Annotated in this window: 20 protein-coding genes; 11 read left to right on the top strand and 9 right to left on the bottom strand. The window is 62.7% G+C overall.

Going from position 1 to position 19,406, the window contains the following annotated elements; genetic code table 11:
• The first annotated feature begins 328 nt into the window (after positions 1-328).
• From rpsA to ABIE62_RS06750, 3 genes are all read left to right on the top strand, one after another.
• Positions 329-2,035, top strand: a complete 1,707-nt coding sequence (gene rpsA / locus ABIE62_RS06760; RefSeq protein WP_354324635.1) for a 30S ribosomal protein S1 — start codon at positions 329-331, stop codon at positions 2,033-2,035.
• Positions 2,036-2,154: 119 nt separating this feature from the next.
• Positions 2,155-2,910, top strand: a complete 756-nt coding sequence (gloB, locus tag ABIE62_RS06755) for a hydroxyacylglutathione hydrolase (protein WP_354324633.1) — start codon at positions 2,155-2,157, stop codon at positions 2,908-2,910.
• A gap of 4 nt (positions 2,911-2,914) precedes the next feature.
• Positions 2,915-3,895, top strand: a complete 981-nt coding sequence (locus tag ABIE62_RS06750; protein ID WP_354324631.1) for an NADPH:quinone oxidoreductase family protein — start codon at positions 2,915-2,917, stop codon at positions 3,893-3,895.
• 64 nt (positions 3,896-3,959) lie between these two features.
• Here ABIE62_RS06750 and ABIE62_RS06745 read toward each other — a convergent pair whose 3' ends face one another.
• The 8 genes from ABIE62_RS06745 to ABIE62_RS06710 all read right to left on the bottom strand — a co-directional run bounded on the left by ABIE62_RS06745 (position 3,960) and on the right by ABIE62_RS06710 (position 10,543).
• Positions 3,960-4,526 carry a F0F1 ATP synthase subunit B family protein gene (locus ABIE62_RS06745; protein ID WP_354324630.1) on the bottom strand — a complete coding sequence of 189 codons (567 nt, stop codon included), beginning with the start codon at positions 4,524-4,526 and terminating at the stop codon, positions 3,960-3,962.
• Positions 4,519-5,013, bottom strand: coding sequence for a F0F1 ATP synthase subunit B family protein (locus ABIE62_RS06740; RefSeq protein ID WP_354324628.1), 495 nt, complete (start codon positions 5,011-5,013; stop codon positions 4,519-4,521). The genes ABIE62_RS06745 and ABIE62_RS06740 overlap by 8 nt, the downstream gene beginning before the upstream one ends.
• Before the next feature lie 78 nt (positions 5,014-5,091).
• Entirely contained in the window at positions 5,092-5,319 is a 228-nt protein-coding gene (locus ABIE62_RS06735; protein ID WP_354324627.1) for a F0F1 ATP synthase subunit C, read from the bottom strand.
• 43 nt (positions 5,320-5,362) lie between these two features.
• A complete protein-coding gene (locus ABIE62_RS06730; protein ID WP_354324970.1) occupies positions 5,363-6,142 on the bottom strand; it encodes a F0F1 ATP synthase subunit A in 780 nt (259 codons plus the stop codon).
• 53 nt (positions 6,143-6,195) lie between these two features.
• A complete protein-coding gene (locus tag ABIE62_RS06725) occupies positions 6,196-6,531 on the bottom strand; it encodes an AtpZ/AtpI family protein (RefSeq protein ID WP_354324968.1) in 336 nt (111 codons plus the stop codon).
• A gap of 132 nt (positions 6,532-6,663) precedes the next feature.
• A complete protein-coding gene (locus ABIE62_RS06720) occupies positions 6,664-7,047 on the bottom strand; it encodes a YdbL family probable chaperone protein (protein WP_454184803.1) in 384 nt (127 codons plus the stop codon).
• 29 nt (positions 7,048-7,076) lie between these two features.
• A complete protein-coding gene (locus tag ABIE62_RS06715) occupies positions 7,077-7,247 on the bottom strand; it encodes a YnbE family lipoprotein (RefSeq protein WP_354324965.1) in 171 nt (56 codons plus the stop codon).
• A 107-nt stretch (positions 7,248-7,354) separates the two neighbouring features.
• Positions 7,355-10,543, bottom strand: coding sequence for an intermembrane phospholipid transport protein YdbH family protein (locus ABIE62_RS06710; protein WP_354324626.1), 3,189 nt, complete (start codon positions 10,541-10,543; stop codon positions 7,355-7,357).
• 37 nt (positions 10,544-10,580) lie between these two features.
• Between ABIE62_RS06710 and radC the strand changes: the two genes are divergently transcribed.
• Positions 10,581-11,351, top strand: a complete 771-nt coding sequence (gene radC / locus ABIE62_RS06705; RefSeq protein ID WP_354324624.1) for a RadC family protein — start codon at positions 10,581-10,583, stop codon at positions 11,349-11,351.
• A gap of 7 nt (positions 11,352-11,358) precedes the next feature.
• Here radC and ABIE62_RS06700 read toward each other — a convergent pair whose 3' ends face one another.
• Positions 11,359-13,578, bottom strand: coding sequence for an FAD-dependent oxidoreductase (locus ABIE62_RS06700; protein ID WP_354324623.1), 2,220 nt, complete (start codon positions 13,576-13,578; stop codon positions 11,359-11,361).
• 193 nt (positions 13,579-13,771) lie between these two features.
• Between ABIE62_RS06700 and purB the strand changes: the two genes are divergently transcribed.
• The 7 genes from purB to trpA all read left to right on the top strand — a co-directional run bounded on the left by purB (position 13,772) and on the right by trpA (position 19,340).
• The gene (gene purB / locus ABIE62_RS06695) at positions 13,772-15,082 is read left to right on the top strand and encodes an adenylosuccinate lyase (RefSeq protein ID WP_354324622.1); all 1,311 of its coding nucleotides are present in this window, start codon (positions 13,772-13,774) and stop codon (positions 15,080-15,082) included.
• Positions 15,083-15,359: 277 nt separating this feature from the next.
• Positions 15,360-15,560 (top strand): hypothetical protein, encoded by a 201-nt coding sequence (locus tag ABIE62_RS06690; protein ID WP_354324620.1) that lies wholly within the window; start codon positions 15,360-15,362, stop codon positions 15,558-15,560.
• The gene (gene pyrF, locus ABIE62_RS06685; protein ID WP_354324619.1) at positions 15,557-16,231 is read left to right on the top strand and encodes an orotidine-5'-phosphate decarboxylase; all 675 of its coding nucleotides are present in this window, start codon (positions 15,557-15,559) and stop codon (positions 16,229-16,231) included. Before ABIE62_RS06690 ends, pyrF begins: the two co-directional genes overlap by 4 nt.
• A gap of 12 nt (positions 16,232-16,243) precedes the next feature.
• Positions 16,244-16,879: a phosphoribosylanthranilate isomerase gene (locus tag ABIE62_RS06680; protein WP_354324617.1), complete on the top strand. Its 636-nt coding sequence runs from the start codon at positions 16,244-16,246 to the stop codon at positions 16,877-16,879.
• Positions 16,876-18,090 carry a tryptophan synthase subunit beta gene (gene trpB, locus ABIE62_RS06675; protein WP_354324615.1) on the top strand — a complete coding sequence of 405 codons (1,215 nt, stop codon included), beginning with the start codon at positions 16,876-16,878 and terminating at the stop codon, positions 18,088-18,090. Before ABIE62_RS06680 ends, trpB begins: the two co-directional genes overlap by 4 nt.
• A gap of 219 nt (positions 18,091-18,309) precedes the next feature.
• Positions 18,310-18,564: a hypothetical protein gene (locus ABIE62_RS06670; protein ID WP_354324614.1), complete on the top strand. Its 255-nt coding sequence runs from the start codon at positions 18,310-18,312 to the stop codon at positions 18,562-18,564.
• Entirely contained in the window at positions 18,561-19,340 is a 780-nt protein-coding gene (gene trpA / locus ABIE62_RS06665; protein WP_354324612.1) for a tryptophan synthase subunit alpha, read from the top strand. The genes ABIE62_RS06670 and trpA overlap by 4 nt, the downstream gene beginning before the upstream one ends.
• Positions 19,341-19,406 lie beyond the last annotated feature (66 nt).

Raw genomic sequence — 19,406 nt, 5'->3', positions numbered from 1 at the left:
GATGCAGCTTGTCCCGACCCCATGCGGCGGCCAGCGATATTTTTGCGTTCTGAACAGTGTAACATGTGTCTCCTACATATCGGACTGCGAAGCCCGCATCCGGGCGGGATCGGGGGAAAATCCTTGCATTTCGCGCCGCTCTCGCCTAGGCGCGCGTCCGTTCTCGCAATCCTTACGGTTGAAGGACCTTCGCGTTTTCGCATTCGGCGACGCGGAGAACTCGGCCTCTTGCCCTGCCAGCCCCCGCAATGGTGCGTGGGAAGCAGTTTAAGACCCCGGAAAAACCGGTGGCCGGTAGCACAACGAATAAACAGGACTGACCTGACTTATGGCAACCCAAATGCCCACCCGCGCCGATTTCGAGGCGATGCTTAACGAACAACTCGGCGGTGCCGGCGAAGACGGTTTTGAAGGCCGCGTCGTCATGGGCACTGTCACCGCGATCGAAAACGGCTTTGCCGTGATCGACGTTGGCCTCAAGAGCGAAGGCCGCATTTCACTCAAGGAATTTTCACGCGGCGATGACGACCACGGCCTGACCGTTGGCGGCGAAGTCGAAGTGTTCGTCGACCGCGTCGAGAACGCTGACGGCGAAGCGATGCTGAGCCGTGACCGCGCCCGCCGCGAAGCCGCGTGGGACAAGCTGGAAAGCGAATTCGGCGAAGGCAAGCGCGTCGAAGGCCGCATCTTTGGCCGGGTCAAGGGCGGCTTCACCGTCGATCTTGATGGCGCAGTGGCGTTCCTGCCCGGCAGCCAGGTCGATATCCGCCCGGTGCGCGACGTGCAGCCGCTGATGGACATGCCGCAGCCGTTCCAGATCCTCAAAATGGATCGCCGCCGCGGCAATATCGTCGTATCGCGCCGTGCCGTGCTCGAAGAAACCCGCGCCGAACAGCGCAGCGAATTGATCAACGACCTCGTCGAAGGCCAGATCATCGACGGCGTGGTCAAGAACATCACCGATTACGGTGCGTTCGTTGATCTGGGCGGCATCGATGGCCTGCTGCACGTCACCGACATGAGCTACAAGCGCGTCAATCACCCCAGCGAAGTCATCAATATCGGTGACACCGTGAAGGTGCAGATCGTGCGCATCAACGCCGATACCCAACGCATCAGCCTCGGCATGAAGCAGCTCGAAAGCGATCCGTGGGATGGCGTGGCCGCCAAGTATCCGGTTGGCGCGAAGCTGACGGGCCAAGTGACCAACATCACCGAATACGGCGCCTTCGTCGAAATCGAAGCTGGCATCGAAGGCCTTGTCCACGTTTCGGAAATGAGCTGGACGAAAAAGAACGTTCACCCCGGCAAGATCGTTTCGACCTCGCAGGAAGTCGAAGTCATGGTGCTCGAAGTCGATAGCGACAAGCGCCGGATCAGCCTCGGCCTCAAGCAGGCCCAGCGCAATCCGTGGGACGAATTTGCCGAAAAGAACCCCGTTGGCGCGGTGGTCGAAGGCGAAGTCAAGAACGCGACCGAATTCGGCCTGTTCGTCGGCCTCGATGGCGACGTCGATGGCATGGTTCACATGTCGGACATCGCATGGGGCATTTCGGGCGAGGATGCGCTGGCGCTTCACCGCAAGGGCGAAATGGTCAAGGCCGTGGTGCTCGATGTCGATGTCGACAAGGAACGCATCAGCCTCGGCATGAAGCAGCTTGAAAAGGGTGCGCCGACTGCCGAAGGCGCCTCCACCGCAGGTGCGCTGCGCAAGAACCAGACCGTTACCGTCACTGTGCTCGAAGTGCGCGACGGCGGGCTGGAAGTGCAGGTTGGCGAAGACGGTGCGACCGGCTTCATCAAGCGCGCCGATCTTGGCCGTGACCGTGACGAACAGCGTCCTGACCGTTTCCAGGTCGGCAGCAAGATCGATGCGATGGTGATTGGCTTCGACCGTTCGAAGAAGCCCAACTTCTCGATCAAGGCGCGTCAGATCGCCGAAGAAAAGGAAGCCGTGGCACAGTTCGGTTCTTCCGATTCGGGCGCATCGCTGGGCGATATCCTCGGCGCCGCGCTGAAGAAGAAGGAAGATTGAGGTTAGCGGTGCGCTCCTGCGCAAGCAGGAGCCGCCTTTAAGCCTGATCGAAAGGCCCGCCCGCTCAATCGAGCAGGCGGGCCTTTTCCTTTGGCAGCTGGGCCTGTAAGGTCAGCGCCATGATCCATGTTCACCAATTCCCATGCCTTAGCGACAACTACGGCTACCTCGTCCACGATACCGACAGCCATCAAACCACGGCGATCGACACCCCTGACGCCAGAGAATATCTGCTACAGGCCGAACTGAAAGGCTGGCGCATCACGCAGATCTGGAACACCCACTGGCACCCCGATCACGCAGGCGGCAATGAAGCGATAATGGCCGCGACTGACTGCACCATTACCGGCCCGGCAGAAGTCGACGGCAAATTCCCGATCGATCGCATCATCGCCCACGGTGACACGGTAAAACTGGGCGCGGTCGAAGCGCAGGTGATCGACGTTTCCGGCCACACCAACGGCCACATCGCCTATTACCTTCCCTCTGCGGGAGTCGCGTTCGTCGGTGACAGCGTCTTTGCATTGGGCTGCGGACGCATGTTCGAAGGTGAGCCGAAGCAGTTCTGGGACAGCCTTTCGCGCATCAAGGCCTTGCCGCCCGAAACCGTGCTGTATTGCGCGCACGAATACACCGCATCGAACGCAAAATTCGCGCTCCATGCCGATCCTGATAACACCGCCTTGCAGGCCTATGCCGAAGAAATCGCCGCCAAGCGCGCGCGTGATGAATGGACAGTGCCAACCACGCTGGAACGCGAATTGGCGACCAACCCGTTCCTGCGGGCTGATGATCCGGCGTTAATGGCCAAGTGGGGCGGCAGCGCTCCGCATGAAACCTTTGCAGCGCTGCGGGCGGCGAAGGACAATTTCTAGCACCATGCAGGCCCTTCGGGTCGAGTGCCTTTCAGACGACCTTTCCGGTGTCACTCTTGCTGACGTCCCTGCCCCTATCCGCGCGCCCGGCGAGGTGCTGATCCGGGTCCGCGCGGCGTCGCTCAATTTTCCCGATCTGCTGATGACGCAAGGGGGCTATCAGTACAAACCCGCACCGCCCTTCACCAGCGGGCTGGAACTGGCGGGCGAAGTGCTTGAGGCCGAACCGGCCAGTAGCCATGCCCCGGGTGATCGGGTCATGGGCGGCAACAAAACGGGTGCCTTTGCCGAACTTGCCAGTATCCCGGCGGACAAGTTGTCTGTGATGCCGCAGGGCATGGACTTTGCCGCCGCCGCTGCGATGGGTGCTGCCTATGCCACCGCCTATACCGGGCTGGTTGAACTGTGCGGCGTGAAGCCCGGGCAATGGGTGCTAGTGCACGGCGCAAGCGGCGGGGTAGGACTTGCCACCTGCGACCTCGCCCGCGCTCTTGGAGCCCGTGTGATTGCCTCCACCGGCAGTCCCGACAAGCGCGAGCGCATCGCGGCCCTTGCCCGCCCTGATGCGATGCTGTTGGCCGAGGGTCGGTTCCGCGAACAGGTCGCCCAGATTACAAACGGTGCGCTGGCCGACATCGTATTCGACACTGTCGGCGGCGACGTGTTCGACGAATCGACCCGCTGCGTTGCCTTTGGCGGCAAGCTGGTTGTGGTCGGCTTTACCTCAGGCCGGATCGCGGAAATTGCGACCAATATCCCGCTGATCAAGGGATTCAGCATCATCGGGCTGCGCGCTGGAGAGTACGCGCGCCGCTTCCCCGAGCGCGGGCGGGCGGTGCAACAGGCCATCACCGCGCTGGCCGAGGCCGGGACAATCACCCCCTCGATTGATCGCATCCTGCCGCTTTCCCGCTGGCGCGAAGGCTTTGCGGCGATGGCGCAGCGCGAATTGGTGGGCAAGGTGGTGTTTGTGCCCGGCGCGTAGCCTCTCGAACGAAAAAGGGCGGCCACGACGGGCCGCCCTTTTCACAATGCAATTTCAGATGCACTCAGAGCGAGGCAATCACTTCGTCGGTCAGCGTCCGATCTGCCGCGCTGTCGTGACGCGCGGCAATCAGCTTGCGTGATGCAGCAGCAGAGGCGGTCACAGCGCGCGCCTTGACCTCGGCAATCGCGGCACGTTCGGCGGCGGCGATCTTGTCTTCGGCCATGCGCTGACGGCGCGCGACCATCGCCGCGCTATCGGCTTCAGCCCGCGCGAGGATCGCGTCAGCTTCGGCCCGGGCGCCATCAAGCAGCACTTCGGCGTCCTTTTCGGCGCTGGCGATTTTGGCGGCGTATTCATCGCGCAGGGCCTCAGCCTCGGCGCGCAGCGTCTTGGCTTCTTCCAACTGCGTGCGAATTACGGCGATTTTGGCATCTAGTCCGCCAGCGATCATGCCGGGGACTTTCTTCCACACCATGATCACGATCAGCACCAGCATCGCTAGTGCAACGATCTGGAACGGCGCGAGGCCGAACAGTTCGGGCTCTGCATGAGCGCCCGCAGGCGCGTGATCGACTTCGACCACAGCCTGCGTCGCATCAGTCGGAAGTGCTGCGATCGGATTAGCCATGAGCCATTGCCTCCTTGACCGCCTTGGCTGCCGCAGGCTTCGTCACTGAAACGCCTGCGAGCCGTTTGACGATATCCTGCGCAGCCTCAACCGCTACATCCTCGATCTCAGCGAGCGCATTCTTGCGCGCTTCGGCGATCTCGGCCTCGGCCTTGGCCAATTTGGTGTCGAGCCGTTTTTGCGCGGCGGCGAGCTTCTTTTCGGCCTTGGCTGCGGCGTCGGACTTGGCCTTCGCGACCAGTGCCTGCGCCGCAGCCCGGTTGTCATTTTCGCGCTTGCGCCACGCCGCTTCCTCGTCGTCCGCTCTGGCGCGCGCAGCCTCGGCAACGGCCAGATCGGCGGCGATCTGACTGTCACGGTCGGCAACCGTGCTCATGACCTTGGGAACCATCCCGCGGCCAACGACAAAAAAGGTGAGGCCAAAGAACACCAGCAACCAGAATATCTGGCTGGCATAGGTGTCCGCTAGCTGGGCTATCTGGGGCATTGGGCTACGTCCCGGAACAAAAGCGCTAAGTCAGGCGGGCCGATCCGGTTGCGAACCGGCCCGTAAGATGTCGTATAATCAGGCGACGAAAATCAGGATCATCGCCACCACGAAGGCGAGCAGGCCGAGCAGTTCGGTCACAGCGAAGCCGACGAACAAGCGGCCCTGCTGGCCATCTGCGGCGCCCGGATTGCGGAGCGCGCTCGACAGGAAGCTCCCCCAGATATTGCCCACGCCGATGGCGGCGAGGCCGGTCCCGATAGCAGCGAGACCCGCACCGATGAGCTTTGCAGCTTCCATATCCATATCATTGATTCCTTTCGGTTCTTAATTCGTAAGCGTTGAGGGATTAATGCAGATTTTCTGCATCATTTATGTAGAAAACAGTGAGCAGCGCGAAGACATAGGCCTGGATGCCCGAAACCAGGATTTCCAGCGCGCAGATGCCGATCATCAGCAAGAAGCTGGGCAAACCAACCACCCCGCCCCACAATGCGCCGGCATTGGAGCCGTCAATCACAAAGCTGGACAGAACTTCGAGCAGCACATGGCCCGCCATCATCGCGACAAACAGTCGCAGCGCGAGGCTGAACGGGCGCAAGATGAACGAGAACAGTTCGATCACGAAGATCAGCGGCACCATCAGTAGCGGCGTGCCGTGCGGCACGAACAGGCCGAAGAAGTGCAGCCCGTGCTTCCAGAAACCGACCACCAGCACGATCGAAATCGTGATCAGCGCGAGCACCCCGGTGACGGTGAAATGGCTGGTGAAGGTAAACGGATGCAACCCAACCACGCCCAGCGGCAACAGGCCAAGAATGTTGGCAAACAGGATAAACATGAACAGCGAGAAGACGTAGGGCACATATTTGCGACCGGCATCGCCGATATTCGCCTGAAGCATGTCGTCGATGAAGCTGGTGAAAAACTCCACCGCCATCTGCCAGCGCCCCGGCACCAGCTGGCGCTTCATTCCGCCAAGCACAAAGCCGAACAACACGATCGTGGTGACCAGCATCCACGCCGCACTGTTGGTGAAGGAAATGTCGAATCCGGCCAGTTCCAACTCAGCCAATGGCTTGATGGTGAACTGATACATCGGATCAACTTTGGCCGGTTCGGCTGCCACAGCGGCTGACACTTCGGTTAGGTCCCTAAATTGTTGATCATCCGGCCCGCTGATTAATCCTCTTGCGGAGGATCGGCGGGCCGTATGTTCGCCATCCGAAAAATATTCCTGAAGGCCACGATTATTCCGATGAATAATCCGGTCAACAGTCCCCAGGGCAGGGTTCCGGCAAAATGGTCAATGACCCAGCCAAAAACCAGACCGCCGAGAATCCCTCCGAGCAAATCCGCAAGCACCCGGCTACCGCTGCGATAATTCGCATCGGGAGCGGAAACCTGCGGCCGGTTGCGTTCATCTTCACGCTCGCGTGCGGCCTTCAGCCGCGCTTCGAGCGCATCGATCCGCGCATCCTCCTGGATAGGTTCTCGGGCGGGTTCCTCATCGCTCATGCCGGGCTCCGTAAGGGAAAGCCAAGCCACGCGCAACACGGTGCCCGCCGAGGGCGCCGTCCCCTTAGAAGGGGGGCCCAATAGTGTCAACATGGGGGCGTTCTTGATTACCGAGATAAGAACGCAAACAGATTACGGGCAGCGCGCGTCGCGGATCGGGGCAGCGTCTGTGCGGGTCTGCCAGCTACCATCGGGAGTGCGATATTTTTCACCCGGGGTGGTGCGCGCGACGGCCTGACAACCGGCGGTCAGCGCATAGGCTTCCAACGTGGCGTTGTTTTCCTTGGCCTTTTCGGCATAAACCGCGCGGCGTTTGATGTTGATATCATCCACCAGCCGCTGCAACGCCGGGTCAGCCGCGCCGACAATCCCAAGGTATCCATCGGCCTGTTCGCCGACCTTGCCCGCAGCGCGTGCGGCGGCATAGGCAGGATCGCGCTGCGCCTGCGCCGGTCCGGCGGCAAGGCCGAACACCGTCAGCGCGGCGATTCCGGCTAGCATTGCATTGCGCATCATCATTCCTCCTGATCGCAGCATCTTCCGGTTCAGAAGATGTCCGCGTTTTCATCAATCGTATTGGCGGCGTCTTGCGCCAGCCGGTAAATCACTTCCTGCCGGATGTTGATGTTGAGCTCGATCACGATCGGTTCGTCCGGGGCGGCGATATTGATGCAGCCGCCCAGCCCTGCCGAAAGGATCGCAGCCCCGGCCATCATCGCCCGGCGTGAACGTCCTGTGCCTTGCCGCGTCATCCGCGCTTGCCCTCCCCGTGTTGCGTTCGGGGATGTGGCAGCGCGCGCTGTTGCGGTCAATTCGATGTGCGTCATGGCTGATCTTCGCTTTCAGGAAGTTGAACAGGTTTTGCAGCAGGATTGGCGGGAACGAACCGGCCACCTTCGGCCTTGAGCAGCCCGCGATCGACCGGATTGCCGAGGAAATCGACATCCCACAATGATCGCACCATCGTGGCCAATTCGTAGAAATTTTCCGAACGGACGTTGACCTTGAAACGGATCGGCAGCTTTGCCAGGCGGCGTGTGACAAAGTTCTGGCTGGTGCCTTCCCCCTGCCGCACACCGTCAAAATCGAAATTGGTGATAATCTCACCCGCCAGATCGCCGTTCAGGCCGACGCTCATCTGCCGGTAATCGAGCGAGCGCAGCGCCGAAAAGGCGTAATTGCCCATCGCGCCGAGGTCTTCGTAGGTGAGTTCGCCAATATAGGCGACATTGCCGCCGGGCGCGCGGCTGACCACCAGGCCGCCGATGATCCGTCCATTGCCATCGGTATCGAACACAATCGGCACGGTGCCATCAAAGGTACCGGTCGCACCGAGATTGGTGAGTTCCATCTGCGCCACAAAAGTGGCGGCATCCAGACCGATAATCTCGAACACGTAGCGGCGTTCTTCCGGCTGGCTGAAATCCATTGCCAGCGGGTGCATCCGCAATTCGCCGCCCATGAAGGGGAAGCGCGCGTCTTCAAGGTTGAGCAGCGTGCCGTCCTTGACTTCAAACTGCACGGAGCCATCGAGCACTTCGATCCCCGGATTGATCGCGGCGATGCGCACACGCTGATCGGGTGCGGTGGTGAGGTTGAGCAGGTCGGTGAACCGCACCTCGCCCGCAAGTCCCCGAACCGGGCCGAATGCCGCGGCGAAATTGACGCCATCGCTGGCAAAGGTGCCGTTGCTGGTGATGTCATCGCCAATCCAGTCGATCCGGCCATCGCCGCTGACCGAGCCATCGGCAAACGCGATCACCCCCTTGGCAAGATAGGACAGGTCTTCGGGCTGGAGGCTTTTGTCGAACACGATGCCGGGAACAGATAGCCGTGCGTTCCCGCGTGCGGTTTCAAGTTGGTGGGTGATTGCCACCGATGTCACCACTTTGTCTGACGCGGGGTGGCGCAGCGTCGCGTCGGCGGTGATCGCGTTGCCATCGAACAGCAGGCTCGCACCGCGCGCGATAAGCGGTTCAAACCGGGGTTCGCCTTCTACGACGCGGTCGGTCAAGGTGAACGCGCCGTCTCCCACCCGCAACACGCCATCGGAAAATGACCAGCGCCCGGCCAGCGCGCCGATATCGAGCGGGACGACCTCCATCTGCGCCGCACCGCCCGCAAATTCGCCGCTGATTTCGCCTGTCAGGCTGCCGGTGAGGCTGGCAGCGGACAGACGTATCTCGCTGCCGGGCGAGCCGATCTGCGCAGCCAACGCGGAAATAGCGAAGGGCGAAGGGTAGCGCAGCATCACCGCATCAGCGGCAAGGTTTGCAGGGCTATCGCCAAGGGTGCCGGCCAGCGCGAGTTTCCCCGTGCTTGCGGCCAGCCTGAGGTCAGTATCATAAGCCAGCATCGGCCCGCCGCCTTCGGGGCATAGCGTGATCGCCTGACCAGCAAGCCGCAATCCGGACAGTGCCAACGCGCCGAACCGCACCGGCATACACCGACGGCCCACCGCAAGCCCGCCACGCGCCGACCAGGTGCCCTCCATCGGCAAGGTGAGGTCAGTTACGCCGCCGCTCGGCAAATCGCCGCTCGCGGTGATCAACCCGGCAAAGTCGATGACGCCGCCGCGCATCTGCCGCAACGTCATACGCGGGATCGCCAGCCGGTTCGCGCCCGCCGCGTAGTCCGCCATTGCCAGCCGCAGCGTCCAGCCATCTCCCGGCTCCTGCTCGATCCGGCCATTGATGCTGGGCAGGCCTTCGCCGCCCGCAAGGATATTGCCGCGCAGCCCGGAAAGCCCCTCACCCGCGATCCCGGCATTGATCTGCGACAGCGCCAGCACCCGCGTGCCCGCGCGGCTGGTCAGCGCAGCTTCGGGGACGATCAGCGCAATCTCGCCGCGCTTGTGCCGCACAATCGCCTCGGCGGAGAAGCGCGATCCGGTCAGCGCATCATCCACCCCGCCCCGCGCCTTGGCGAGCAGTGGGGCCAGCAACGTGCCTTCCAGCCCGCGCTCGGCAGCGGCAAGGCTGGCGGTGAGATCGGCGGCAGGAACAAGCCCCGCACCGCGCAAGGTGCCTTCCCACTGCCCCCGGCTGGCATCGCTCGGCCCGCGCCACGCGCCATCGGCGGATAGGCTCGCCAAACGGCCCTGCGGCGCAGTGACATTGGCAAGCGCAAGATCATGCGCGATTGCCAAACCGCTTTCGCCCCAGTTTATCTTGGCGGTGCCGGACAGGGCCTCGCCTGAAACCCCCGCCATGGCGATTCCGCCACCCTCGACGACAAGATCGGCTTCGGCTCCGGCAAAATCGCGCTTTAATGACAGCACGGTGCCGATATCGGCGCGCGCCATGCTGGCCCCGCCGCAAGCGAGATCGCCGATCCGCAACGGGCCGGAAAGGCTAGGCGCGCCGCTTGCCATGGTCAGCTGGCCATAGAGCGTCGCGCGCTCCGCCCGGCAGCCTTCAACCCCGATCCCCGGCGCGGTTGCCGCGAGCGTTCCGGCAAAGCCATCATCGAGCCGCCCCGCCCCGTCGAGCGTGATGCCCACCGCGCCAAAATCACTTTGGATCAGCGCGCGTGCATCATTCACCACCACATCAATTGCGGGCAGCGCAGGCGGTTCGACGCTATCGGTAAACACCAGCGGATCAAGCGCGCCGAGGCTGAATACGCCGTCCTGATAGGTGCCAAACACCCGCGTGCCGTCCAGCGTCACCCGCCGCACCTCCGGCCCGGCCCAGCCCACGCCAAGTTCCACCACCATCCGCCGCGCGGTCAGATCAGGACGCGCCGGATCGCCCACCACCAGATTTTCGATCACCTGCATGCGCGGGCCGATGGCGATGATGTCGTAAGTGGCCGGCACGCCATTGGCGGCGAGATAATCGTCGATAAAATCGCTGGCGATGCGTTCCCGGTCAATCCATGCTGCGCTGCCCGCGACCAGCGCCGCAATCGCGCCGCCAGCAGCGATGCGGGTACGCCAGCGGCGCGGCCAGAACCACCGCCGCGCGCCATCCTGGGCACTCTCTATCTGCTGCTCATCCGCCACCGGCATCGTCCCCAACCCTTGCGCGCATCATCGCTCAAAGGCAATGAGCAGGCAGGATCAATTCCTGCCGGGGGTCGCATTGCCGGAAGCTGAAGACCATTTCGATTTTGGAGGCGAACCGCCTGCCCGTTCGGACGCGGGTAAATCCGCAGGCGACGGTCACCGCGCGCGCCTGCGCGAACGGTTGCTGAGCGGCGGAGCCGAGGCGCTCGCGGATTACGAAGTGCTCGAATACCTGCTGTTCGCCGCGATCCCGCGCGGGGACACCAAACCCATCGCCAAGGTGTTGATCACGCAGTTCGGCAGCCTTGCAGGCGTGCTTAACGCCGATCCCAAGGCGTTGCAGCGCGTGAAAGGCGTGGGCGAGGCCAGCGCCGCCGCGATCAAATCGGTCAGCATCGCGGCGCGGCGCATGACTCGCGGCGAAATCATCAAAAAGCCGGTGCTGGGTTCCTGGCAGGCGCTGATCGATTACCTTACCACCGATATGGCGCATCTGACGGTGGAGCGCGTGCGCATCCTTTACCTCGACACCAAAAACCGGCTGATCGAGGATCATCACCTTGGCGATGGTTCGATTGACGAGGCCGCGATCCATCCGCGCGAGGTGATACGCCGGGCGATGGATCTGGGGGCGGCAGCGATGATTCTGGTGCACAACCACCCCAGCGGCAGCCCCGAACCCAGCCGCGCCGACATCCAGATCACCCAACGCATTGCTGAGGCCGGACGCCTGCTCGGCGTGACTGTCCATGATCACGTCATCATCGGTCGCGAAGGGCATGTCAGTCTGCGGGCGAAGGGGTTAATTTAGAGGGTGCTTAATCATCCTCACCGGTGATCAGGCGCACGCCCGAATGCTGCGCGAAGAAACTCCACGCCCAGTTAATCACTACCGTGACACGGTTTCTGGTGCCGGTGAGAAAGCCGATATGCACTAGGCCCCACAGCCACCACGCCAGCGCGCCTGACAGCTTGAACGCGCCAAAATCGGCCACCGCCGACTTGCGACCGACCGTCGCCAGACTGCCTTTATGGCGATAGCGAAACGGACCGGGGCAAGGCTTGCACAGCAATTCGGCTTCTACCACGCGGCTGACATAGGCACCCGCCTGTTTGGCAGCCGGGGCAAGGCCGGGTACCGGGTCACCATTCCATGCATTGCTGCCGGCGGTATCACCGATAGCAAAAATATCATCGATGGGTTTGCCATCCTTGTCCAGCACCCGCATCAGGTCATTCACCAACACTCGGCCAGAGCGATCATCCTTGGCACCCAGCCACCGTGCCGCCGGTGATGCGGCAACGCCTGCCGCCCACAGCACCGTTTCGGTCTCGATCACCGTATCGTCGCCGATCCGCACCTGCGCTTCGGCAATTTCGGTCACGCGACTGTTGGTGCGGATTTCAACGCCCAGATTTTCCAGCGTTCTGGTCGCCCGCTGCGACAGGCTTTCCGGAAATGACGGGAGAATGCGCGGGCCGGACTGAACCAGAATGATCCGCGCACTGGCCGGGTCGATCATGCGAAATTCGCGCGCGACGCTGACTTTAGCGAGTTCGGCAATCGCGCCGGCCAGTTCAACCCCGGTCGGCCCGGCGCCCACGATGACAAAGGTCAACAACCGCTCCACCCGCGCCGGATCGCCAGCGGCTTCGGCGAGTTCAAATGCGTTGAGGATTTCTCCCCGCACCGCCACCGCGTCCTCGATGGTTTTCAGGCCCGGCGCATAGGGGCCCCATTCATCGCGCCCGAAATAGCTGTGCGTCGCACCGGTCGCCAGCACCAGACGGTCATAGAACAATGTGCAATCCTGATCGAATGTAACCGTCCGGGTGGCGGGATTGATCGCATTCACCTCTCCCTTGATCACGCGGACATTGCCATCGCCCTTGAACATGCTGCGGATCGGTGTGGCGATGTCTGCCGGATTCAGCGTTGCCGTGGCAATTTGATACAGCAGCGGTTGAAACAGGTGATAATTGCGCTTGTCGATCAGAGTTATCCGCACCGGCAGACGTTTAAGCTTGGCCACGGCTGCAAGCCCGCCAAACCCGGCACCCACCACCACGATATGCGGCCATCTTTCAGGAATATCGGCATAGGCGCGATCAAACAGGATGTTCTTGTCGAGCCACGCCAGAATAGCCCTATCAAGCGACAGGAAACCTGCCCCCTTGGCCTCGTAAATTCCGAGAAACAGGAACGGAAACAGCGTAACCGCCGGATGCGCGCCGATGATCATGTAGGCGAGGATGAGTGGGAACAGGGTATAGGAAACGATCACCGCGCCAAATCCGGTCAGGAACAGCACTGCGAATATCACCGCCAGCCAGCCCGGAAAACCGGCAAAGATTGTGGTTGGCAGCCACGTCTGAACTGCGACCGAGGGCTGAATCAACTGCGCATGATTGAGCAAGCTGACCGCAATCCAGACGCGCGTAATCGCCATGATAACTGGAGCGAGGCGCTCGCGCGCAAACTCCGATGCCACAATCGCCGGACGCGCCAGCGGCAAGGCGCTTTGCTTGATCCCTCCGGCCACCGCGCGGTCAATCGAGATCACCCCAGGCCCGTGGAAAACATACCAGATCAGAATCGCGCCAGCGATCAGGTTGCTGGTTGTGGGGATGTAAACCGCCTGACTGACAATCGTCAGCGCCGCCATTGCCAGCGCCGCCGGACGGGTCATAAACCCTGCGATAAGCAGCGCCGGGCCGATCAGTTCGATCGCAAGACCGGTTGTCGCAGCGCTCACCGGGTCCATCCAGCCAACTGGATATTCATTCGCCGCAAGGAAAACCGCGCCGTCCCAATTGCTCAGTTTGACCAGACCCGACCGCAAAAACCACATGGCAATCAGAAACCGGATTGCCACATCGCCGAACGGCCAGAACGCTTCGGTCCCATCAAGATACCATTTGACCCAGCGCCGCATGGTGACGCGGACAAACGGCGGATAGCGTTCTTCCTGAAGTTTCTGGGCAACGGTGTTAGGCGCGGTCGCCCCGGCTACGGATTGCTGGGCTGACCTTGGCATTACATATTCCTCCGGTCTGAGCCTTCGCGCCGGACCGTAGAGGCGTTACAACTGCGGCACAAGAATCAGGCTGATGCGTGGACAGCGCCTTTCCAGCGGCGCGCGCACCCTTGCCAATCAAGCCCCGCCGCAATAGCGCCCCACCCGGCGCCCGTGCGCCGCCACTGCCCCGTCTGGAAGGAACGTCCCAACCATGGTCCCCCGCTATGCCCGCCCGCAAATGACCGCCTTGTGGGAACCCGAAGCGAAATATCGCATCTGGTTCGAGATTGAGGCGCACGCCACCGAGAAGCTCGGCGAACTTGGCGTGGTGCCGCCATCTGCCGCCAAGGCGCTGTGGGACTGGTGGGCAACCGACCCGGTGATTGATGTTCCCGCCATCGACGCAATCGAGGCGGTGACCAAGCATGACGTGATCGCCTTCCTCACCTGGGTGGCCGAGCAAGTCGGTGATGAAGCGCGCTTCATGCATCAGGGGATGACATCATCGGACGTGCTCGACACCACTCTGTCGGTGCAGTTGACGCGCGCGACCGATATTCTGATCGCCGATACCGACGCGCTGCTGGCGGCGATCAAGACCCGCGCGATGGAGCACAAATACACGCCGACCATCGGCCGCAGCCACGGTATTCATGCCGAGCCCGTCACCTTCGGGCTGAAACTGGCGCAGGCCTATGCCGAATTTGACCGTTGCCGTGCGCGGCTGATCGCGGCGCGGGCGGAGATTGCGACTTGCGCGATCAGCGGCGCTGTTGGCACCTTTGCCAATGTCGATCCGGCGGTTGAGGCGCATGTCGCCGAGAAACTCGGCCTCGCCATCGAACCTGTTTCCACGCAGGTGATCCCGCGCGATCGCCACGCAATGTATTTTGCCACGCTCGCGGTGGTGGCGGGCAGCATTGAACGGCTCGCGGTCGAAATCCGTCACCTGCAACGCACCGAGGTGCTGGAGGCGGAGGAATATTTCTCCCCCGGCCAAAAGGGATCGAGCGCGATGCCGCACAAGCGCAACCCGATCCTCACCGAAAACCTGACCGGTCAGGCGCGCATGATCCGCGCCTATGCCCTGCCCGCGCTGGAGAATGTCGCGCTGTGGCACGAACGCGATATTTCGCATTCGTCGGTGGAACGCTTCATCGGGCCGGATGCGACCATCACGCTCGATTTCGCGCTGGCGCGGCTGACCGGGGTGGTTGAAAAGCTGCTGATCTATCCCGAACGGATGCAGAAAAACCTCGATGCGATGGGCGGCCTCGTCCATTCGCAGCGGGTATTGCTCGCGCTGACGCAGGCAGGCGTGAGCCGCGAGGATGCCTATGCTCTGGTGCAGCGCAACGCGATGAAGGTGTGGGAATCGGACGGGAAACTGTCGCTGCTCGATCTGCTCAAGGCTGACAGTCAAGTGACGGCGGCGCTTTCGCCTGCCGAGCTGGAGGAGAAATTCGACCTCGCCTACCACTTCGCCCAGGTCGACACGATCTTCGCGCGGGTGTTCGGGTAAGATCGGCGATGCTGGACTCGGGAGCCAAATCGCCTAGGCTTGGTCAATCAATGGGCCATTGGGAGAGGCGTGCCTCGTGAAAATCCTTCGCACCATCATCTGGATACCAATTGCAGCCTATCTCGCTTTGATTGTTGGCATCAATTGGGGCGAGCCACAAAGGGTCAGGATCTGGATGACCTCTAGCGATGCCATAGGGGCGGACTGGCCCGTAGGATTCATTGTGATTGCCTTCCTTATGATCGGGGCAGTGCCAACATACCTGTATCACCGGAGTGTGCGATGGACCCTAGAAAGACGCATCCGGGCGCTGGAAAATTCGCTCAAGAACATGGCGCTGGCGCGGCAGGCCGAAACGGCAGTGCCAAACGCGGCACCAATCGTGGACAGCCCTGTGGATAAGGCAGGGGCAAAAGCGGGAGAGCCCGCCGACCCGTTCAACCCGTCAAACCCCGGCAGCGCGGGGGACGGCAAGTGAGCAATCCGATCTTCCTCGCGCTCGATATTCCGCAGCTGGAACCAGCCAAGGCGCTGCTATCCAAGGTCAAGGCGCATATTGGCGGGGTCAAGCTGGGGCTGGAGTTTTTCTGCGCGCACGGCAGCCACGGGGTGCACGAAATTGCGCATATGGGCCTGCCTATCTTCCTCGATCTGAAGTTCCACGACATCCCCAACACCGTCGCTGCGGCGATGCAGGCGATCCATGTCTATCAGCCCGCGATTGTCACCGTCCACGCCAGCGGCGGGCGCGCGATGATGGAGGACGCCAAAGCGGCGGCGGCCGATGGCTGCAAGGTGGTGGCCGTCACCACCCTCACCAGCCTTGATGCCAATGATCTGACCGCCACCGGGGTTTATGGCAGCGCCGAAACGCAGGTGATGCGGCTGGCCGAACTCGCCCATGCGGCCGGATTGGACGGCGTGGTGTGTTCGGGACAGGAAGTCGGCTTCGTGCACAAGGCGTGGAAGGACGGATTCTTCGTCGTCCCCGGCCTGCGCCCCAACGGCGGCGGCACCGGCGATCAGAAACGCGTCGTCACCCCCCGCGCCGCGCGCGACAATGGCGCGAGTGTGCTGGTAATCGGCCGCCCGATCAGCCGCGCGGAAGACCCGGTTGAGGCGGCGCGCGCGATCGAGGCGACGCTTTAGCGGCGATTGCTTATGCCCACTACAATCAAGATCTGCGGGGTTTCAACGCCCGAAGCGCTCAGCGCCTGCATCGCCGCGCGCGCCGATTGGTGCGGGCTGAATTTCTATGCCCCCTCCCCGCGTTATGTCACCGGCACGCAGGCCGCCCGGCTGGCCGAGGTATCCGGCACCGCGATCCGCCGTACGGGCGTGTTTGTCGATGCCGATGACGCGGCAATCGGTGATGCGGTGGCAGCCGGAAGGCTCGATGCAATTCAGCTTCACGGCGATGAAACGCCCGAACGCGCCGCCGCCGTGCGGGCGCGGTTCGGCTTGCCCGTATGGAAAGTGCTGTGCGTGGCGAGCGCCGATGATATCGCGCGCGCTGATCGATATGCCGGGACGGCGGATTTCATCCTGTTCGACGCCAAGACGCCCAAGGGCGCGATGCCCGGCGGCATGGGGCTGGTGTTCGATTGGTCGCTGCTGCGCCAGTATAAGGGCGCGCTGCCGTGGGGCCTTGCAGGCGGGCTGACCCCGGTCAATGTTGCCGAGGCGGTGCGGCTGACCGGCGCGCCGTTGGTGGATACATCGTCGGGCGTGGAAAGCGCGCCGGGCATCAAGGACGTGGACAGAATCGCCGACTTCTGCAAAGCGGCACGGCTATGAACACGCACCCCAATTCCTTCCGCACCCAGCCCGATGATCGCGGCCATTTCGGCCAGTTTGGCGGGCGCTATGTCGCTGAAACGCTGATGCCGCTGGTGCTCGATCTGGAGCGCGAATATCGCAAGGCGCAGGCCGACCCGGCGTTTGCCGCCGAGTTCGACGACTTGCTGGAACATTACGTCGGCCGCCCCTCGCCGCTCTATTTCGCGCCGCGCCTGACCGAGGAGTTGGGCGGCGCACAAGTGTGGTTCAAGCGCGATGAGCTCAATCACACCGGCGCGCACAAGATCAACAATTGCATCGGCCAAATCCTGCTGGCGATGCGGATGGGCAAGACGCGGATCATCGCGGAGACTGGCGCGGGCCAGCACGGCGTGGCGACCGCCACCGTCTGCGCGCGGTTCGGCCTGCCTTGCGTAATCTACATGGGCGCAACCGACGTGGCGCGGCAGGCTCCCAATGTGTTCCGCATGAAGCTGCTCGGCGCGGAAGTGATCCCCGTCACCAGCGGCGGCGCGACGCTGAAGGACGCAATGAACGAAGGGCTGCGCGACTGGGTCGCGAACGTCCACGACACATTCTACATCATCGGCACGGCGGCAGGCCCGCACCCCTATCCGGAGATGGTGCGCAATTTCCAGAGCGTGATCGGCACAGAAGCGCGCGCGCAGATGCTGTCCCGTGTGGGCCGCCTGCCCGATCTGCTGGTCGCCTGCATCGGCGGCGGTTCCAACGCGCTGGGGCTGTTCCACCCGTTCCTCGATGATGCGGACGTGAAGATGCTCGGCGTGGAAGCGGCGGGCCACGGCCTCGACGGTAATGAACACGCCGCCAGCCTGCTCGGCGGATCGCCTGGCGTGCTTCACGGCAACCGCACCTATTTGTTGCAGGACGAAGACGGCCAGATCACCGAAGGCCACTCGATCAGCGCCGGTCTCGATTACCCCGGCATCGGCCCCGAACACGCATGGCTGAAGGAATCGGGCCGCGTCGATTACACCGCCGTCACCGATGACGAGGCTTTGGAAGGCTTCCAACTGCTCTGCCGCACCGAGGGGATTATTCCCGCTCTCGAGCCAGCCCACGCGATTGCCGCCGTGAAGAAGGTCGCGCCGACCATGCCGAAGGACAGCATCGTGCTGATGAATCTGTGCGGGCGCGGCGATAAGGACATCTTCACCGTGGCTGAGAAGCTGGGAGTGGAACTTTGATCTCCATCCCTCGTCATTGCGAGGAGCCGAAGGCGACGCGGCAATCCAGAGCGACCGACCGCCGCCCCGGATTGCTTCGCTACGCTCGCAATGACGAATCATTCGCCGTCATCCCGGGCTTGACCCGGGATCCCGCTGCCTCTCTCCGCAGCGACGCAGTAAGCTGGACCCCGGATCAAGTCCGGGGTGACGAAGGTTTTGTAGGGTGCGCGTGAGATCGTGACCAAAGCCCGGGCGAAAATTCGGAAGAAGCGACGCCGCGAGCATAGTGAAGAACCGCAAGTGCCAAGCTGGGGCCCGGGACTCCTTCAGTTCATCGTCATGTTCACGATCATGGCGCTGCTGAAAGGTCTTTTGTCCAGTGACGGTTTCAGCGGCAAAACTTTCCTCTGGGCCATCCTTGTTGCCGCCACACTGACCGCGATCAACGAATGGCAAAGACGCCGCAAAAAGGCCAAAGTGAAAAACCAATGACCCGCCTCACCTCCACCTTCGCCGTCCGCCAATCCGCGCTCGTCTGCTTCATCACCGCAGGCGATGGCGACACCGCGGCCAATCTCGATGCGCTGGTCGAAGGCGGCGCGGATGTGATCGAGCTCGGCATGCCCTTCACCGATCCGATGGCTGATGGCCCCGCGATCCAGAGCGCCAACCTGCGTTCACTCGGCGCAGGCACCACCACTGCCGACGTGCTGCGCTACGCCACCGACTTCCGCGCCCGGCACCCTTACGTGCCCCTCGTTCTGATGGGCTATGCCAACCCGATGGTGCGGCGCGGGCCGGAGTGGTTTGCCGATGCCGCCGCCGCTGCGGGCGTTGACGGCGTCATCTGCGTCGACATTCCGCCCGAGGAGGACGACGCACTCGGCCCGGCCCTGCGCGAGCGTGGCATCGCCCCGATCCGCCTCGCCACGCCGACCACCGACGCGGCGCGCCTGCCGCAGGTGCTCGCCGGGTCGGAAGGCTTTCTGTATTACGTTTCGGTCGCCGGGATCACCGGTAAACAGCAGGCTGTGCAGGCCAGCATTGAAGAAGCCGTGGCGCGGCTCAAGCAATCGACCGATCTGCCCATCGCCGTCGGCTTCGGCGTGCGCACGCCCGAACAGGCCGCCGCGATCGCCAAGGTGGCGGATGGCGTGGTGGTTGGCTCAGCCTTGGTGGAAATCTGCGGCGAATATGGGGCGGATGCTCCGGCGCACCTGCGCAAACTCACCGCCGCGCTGGCCGACGCCGTTCACACCGCCCGTTAATTTCGTCATTGTGAGCATAGGCAATCCATGAACAGACATCGCAGCATATGGTCACGACGCGTCATG

Source organism: Porphyrobacter sp. MBR-155 (genome assembly GCF_040547625.1).
GTDB lineage: Bacteria > Pseudomonadota > Alphaproteobacteria > Sphingomonadales > Sphingomonadaceae > Erythrobacter.
Note: the sequence above shows the minus strand (reverse complement) of the source record. Positions and strands in the feature narration are given on the sequence as shown.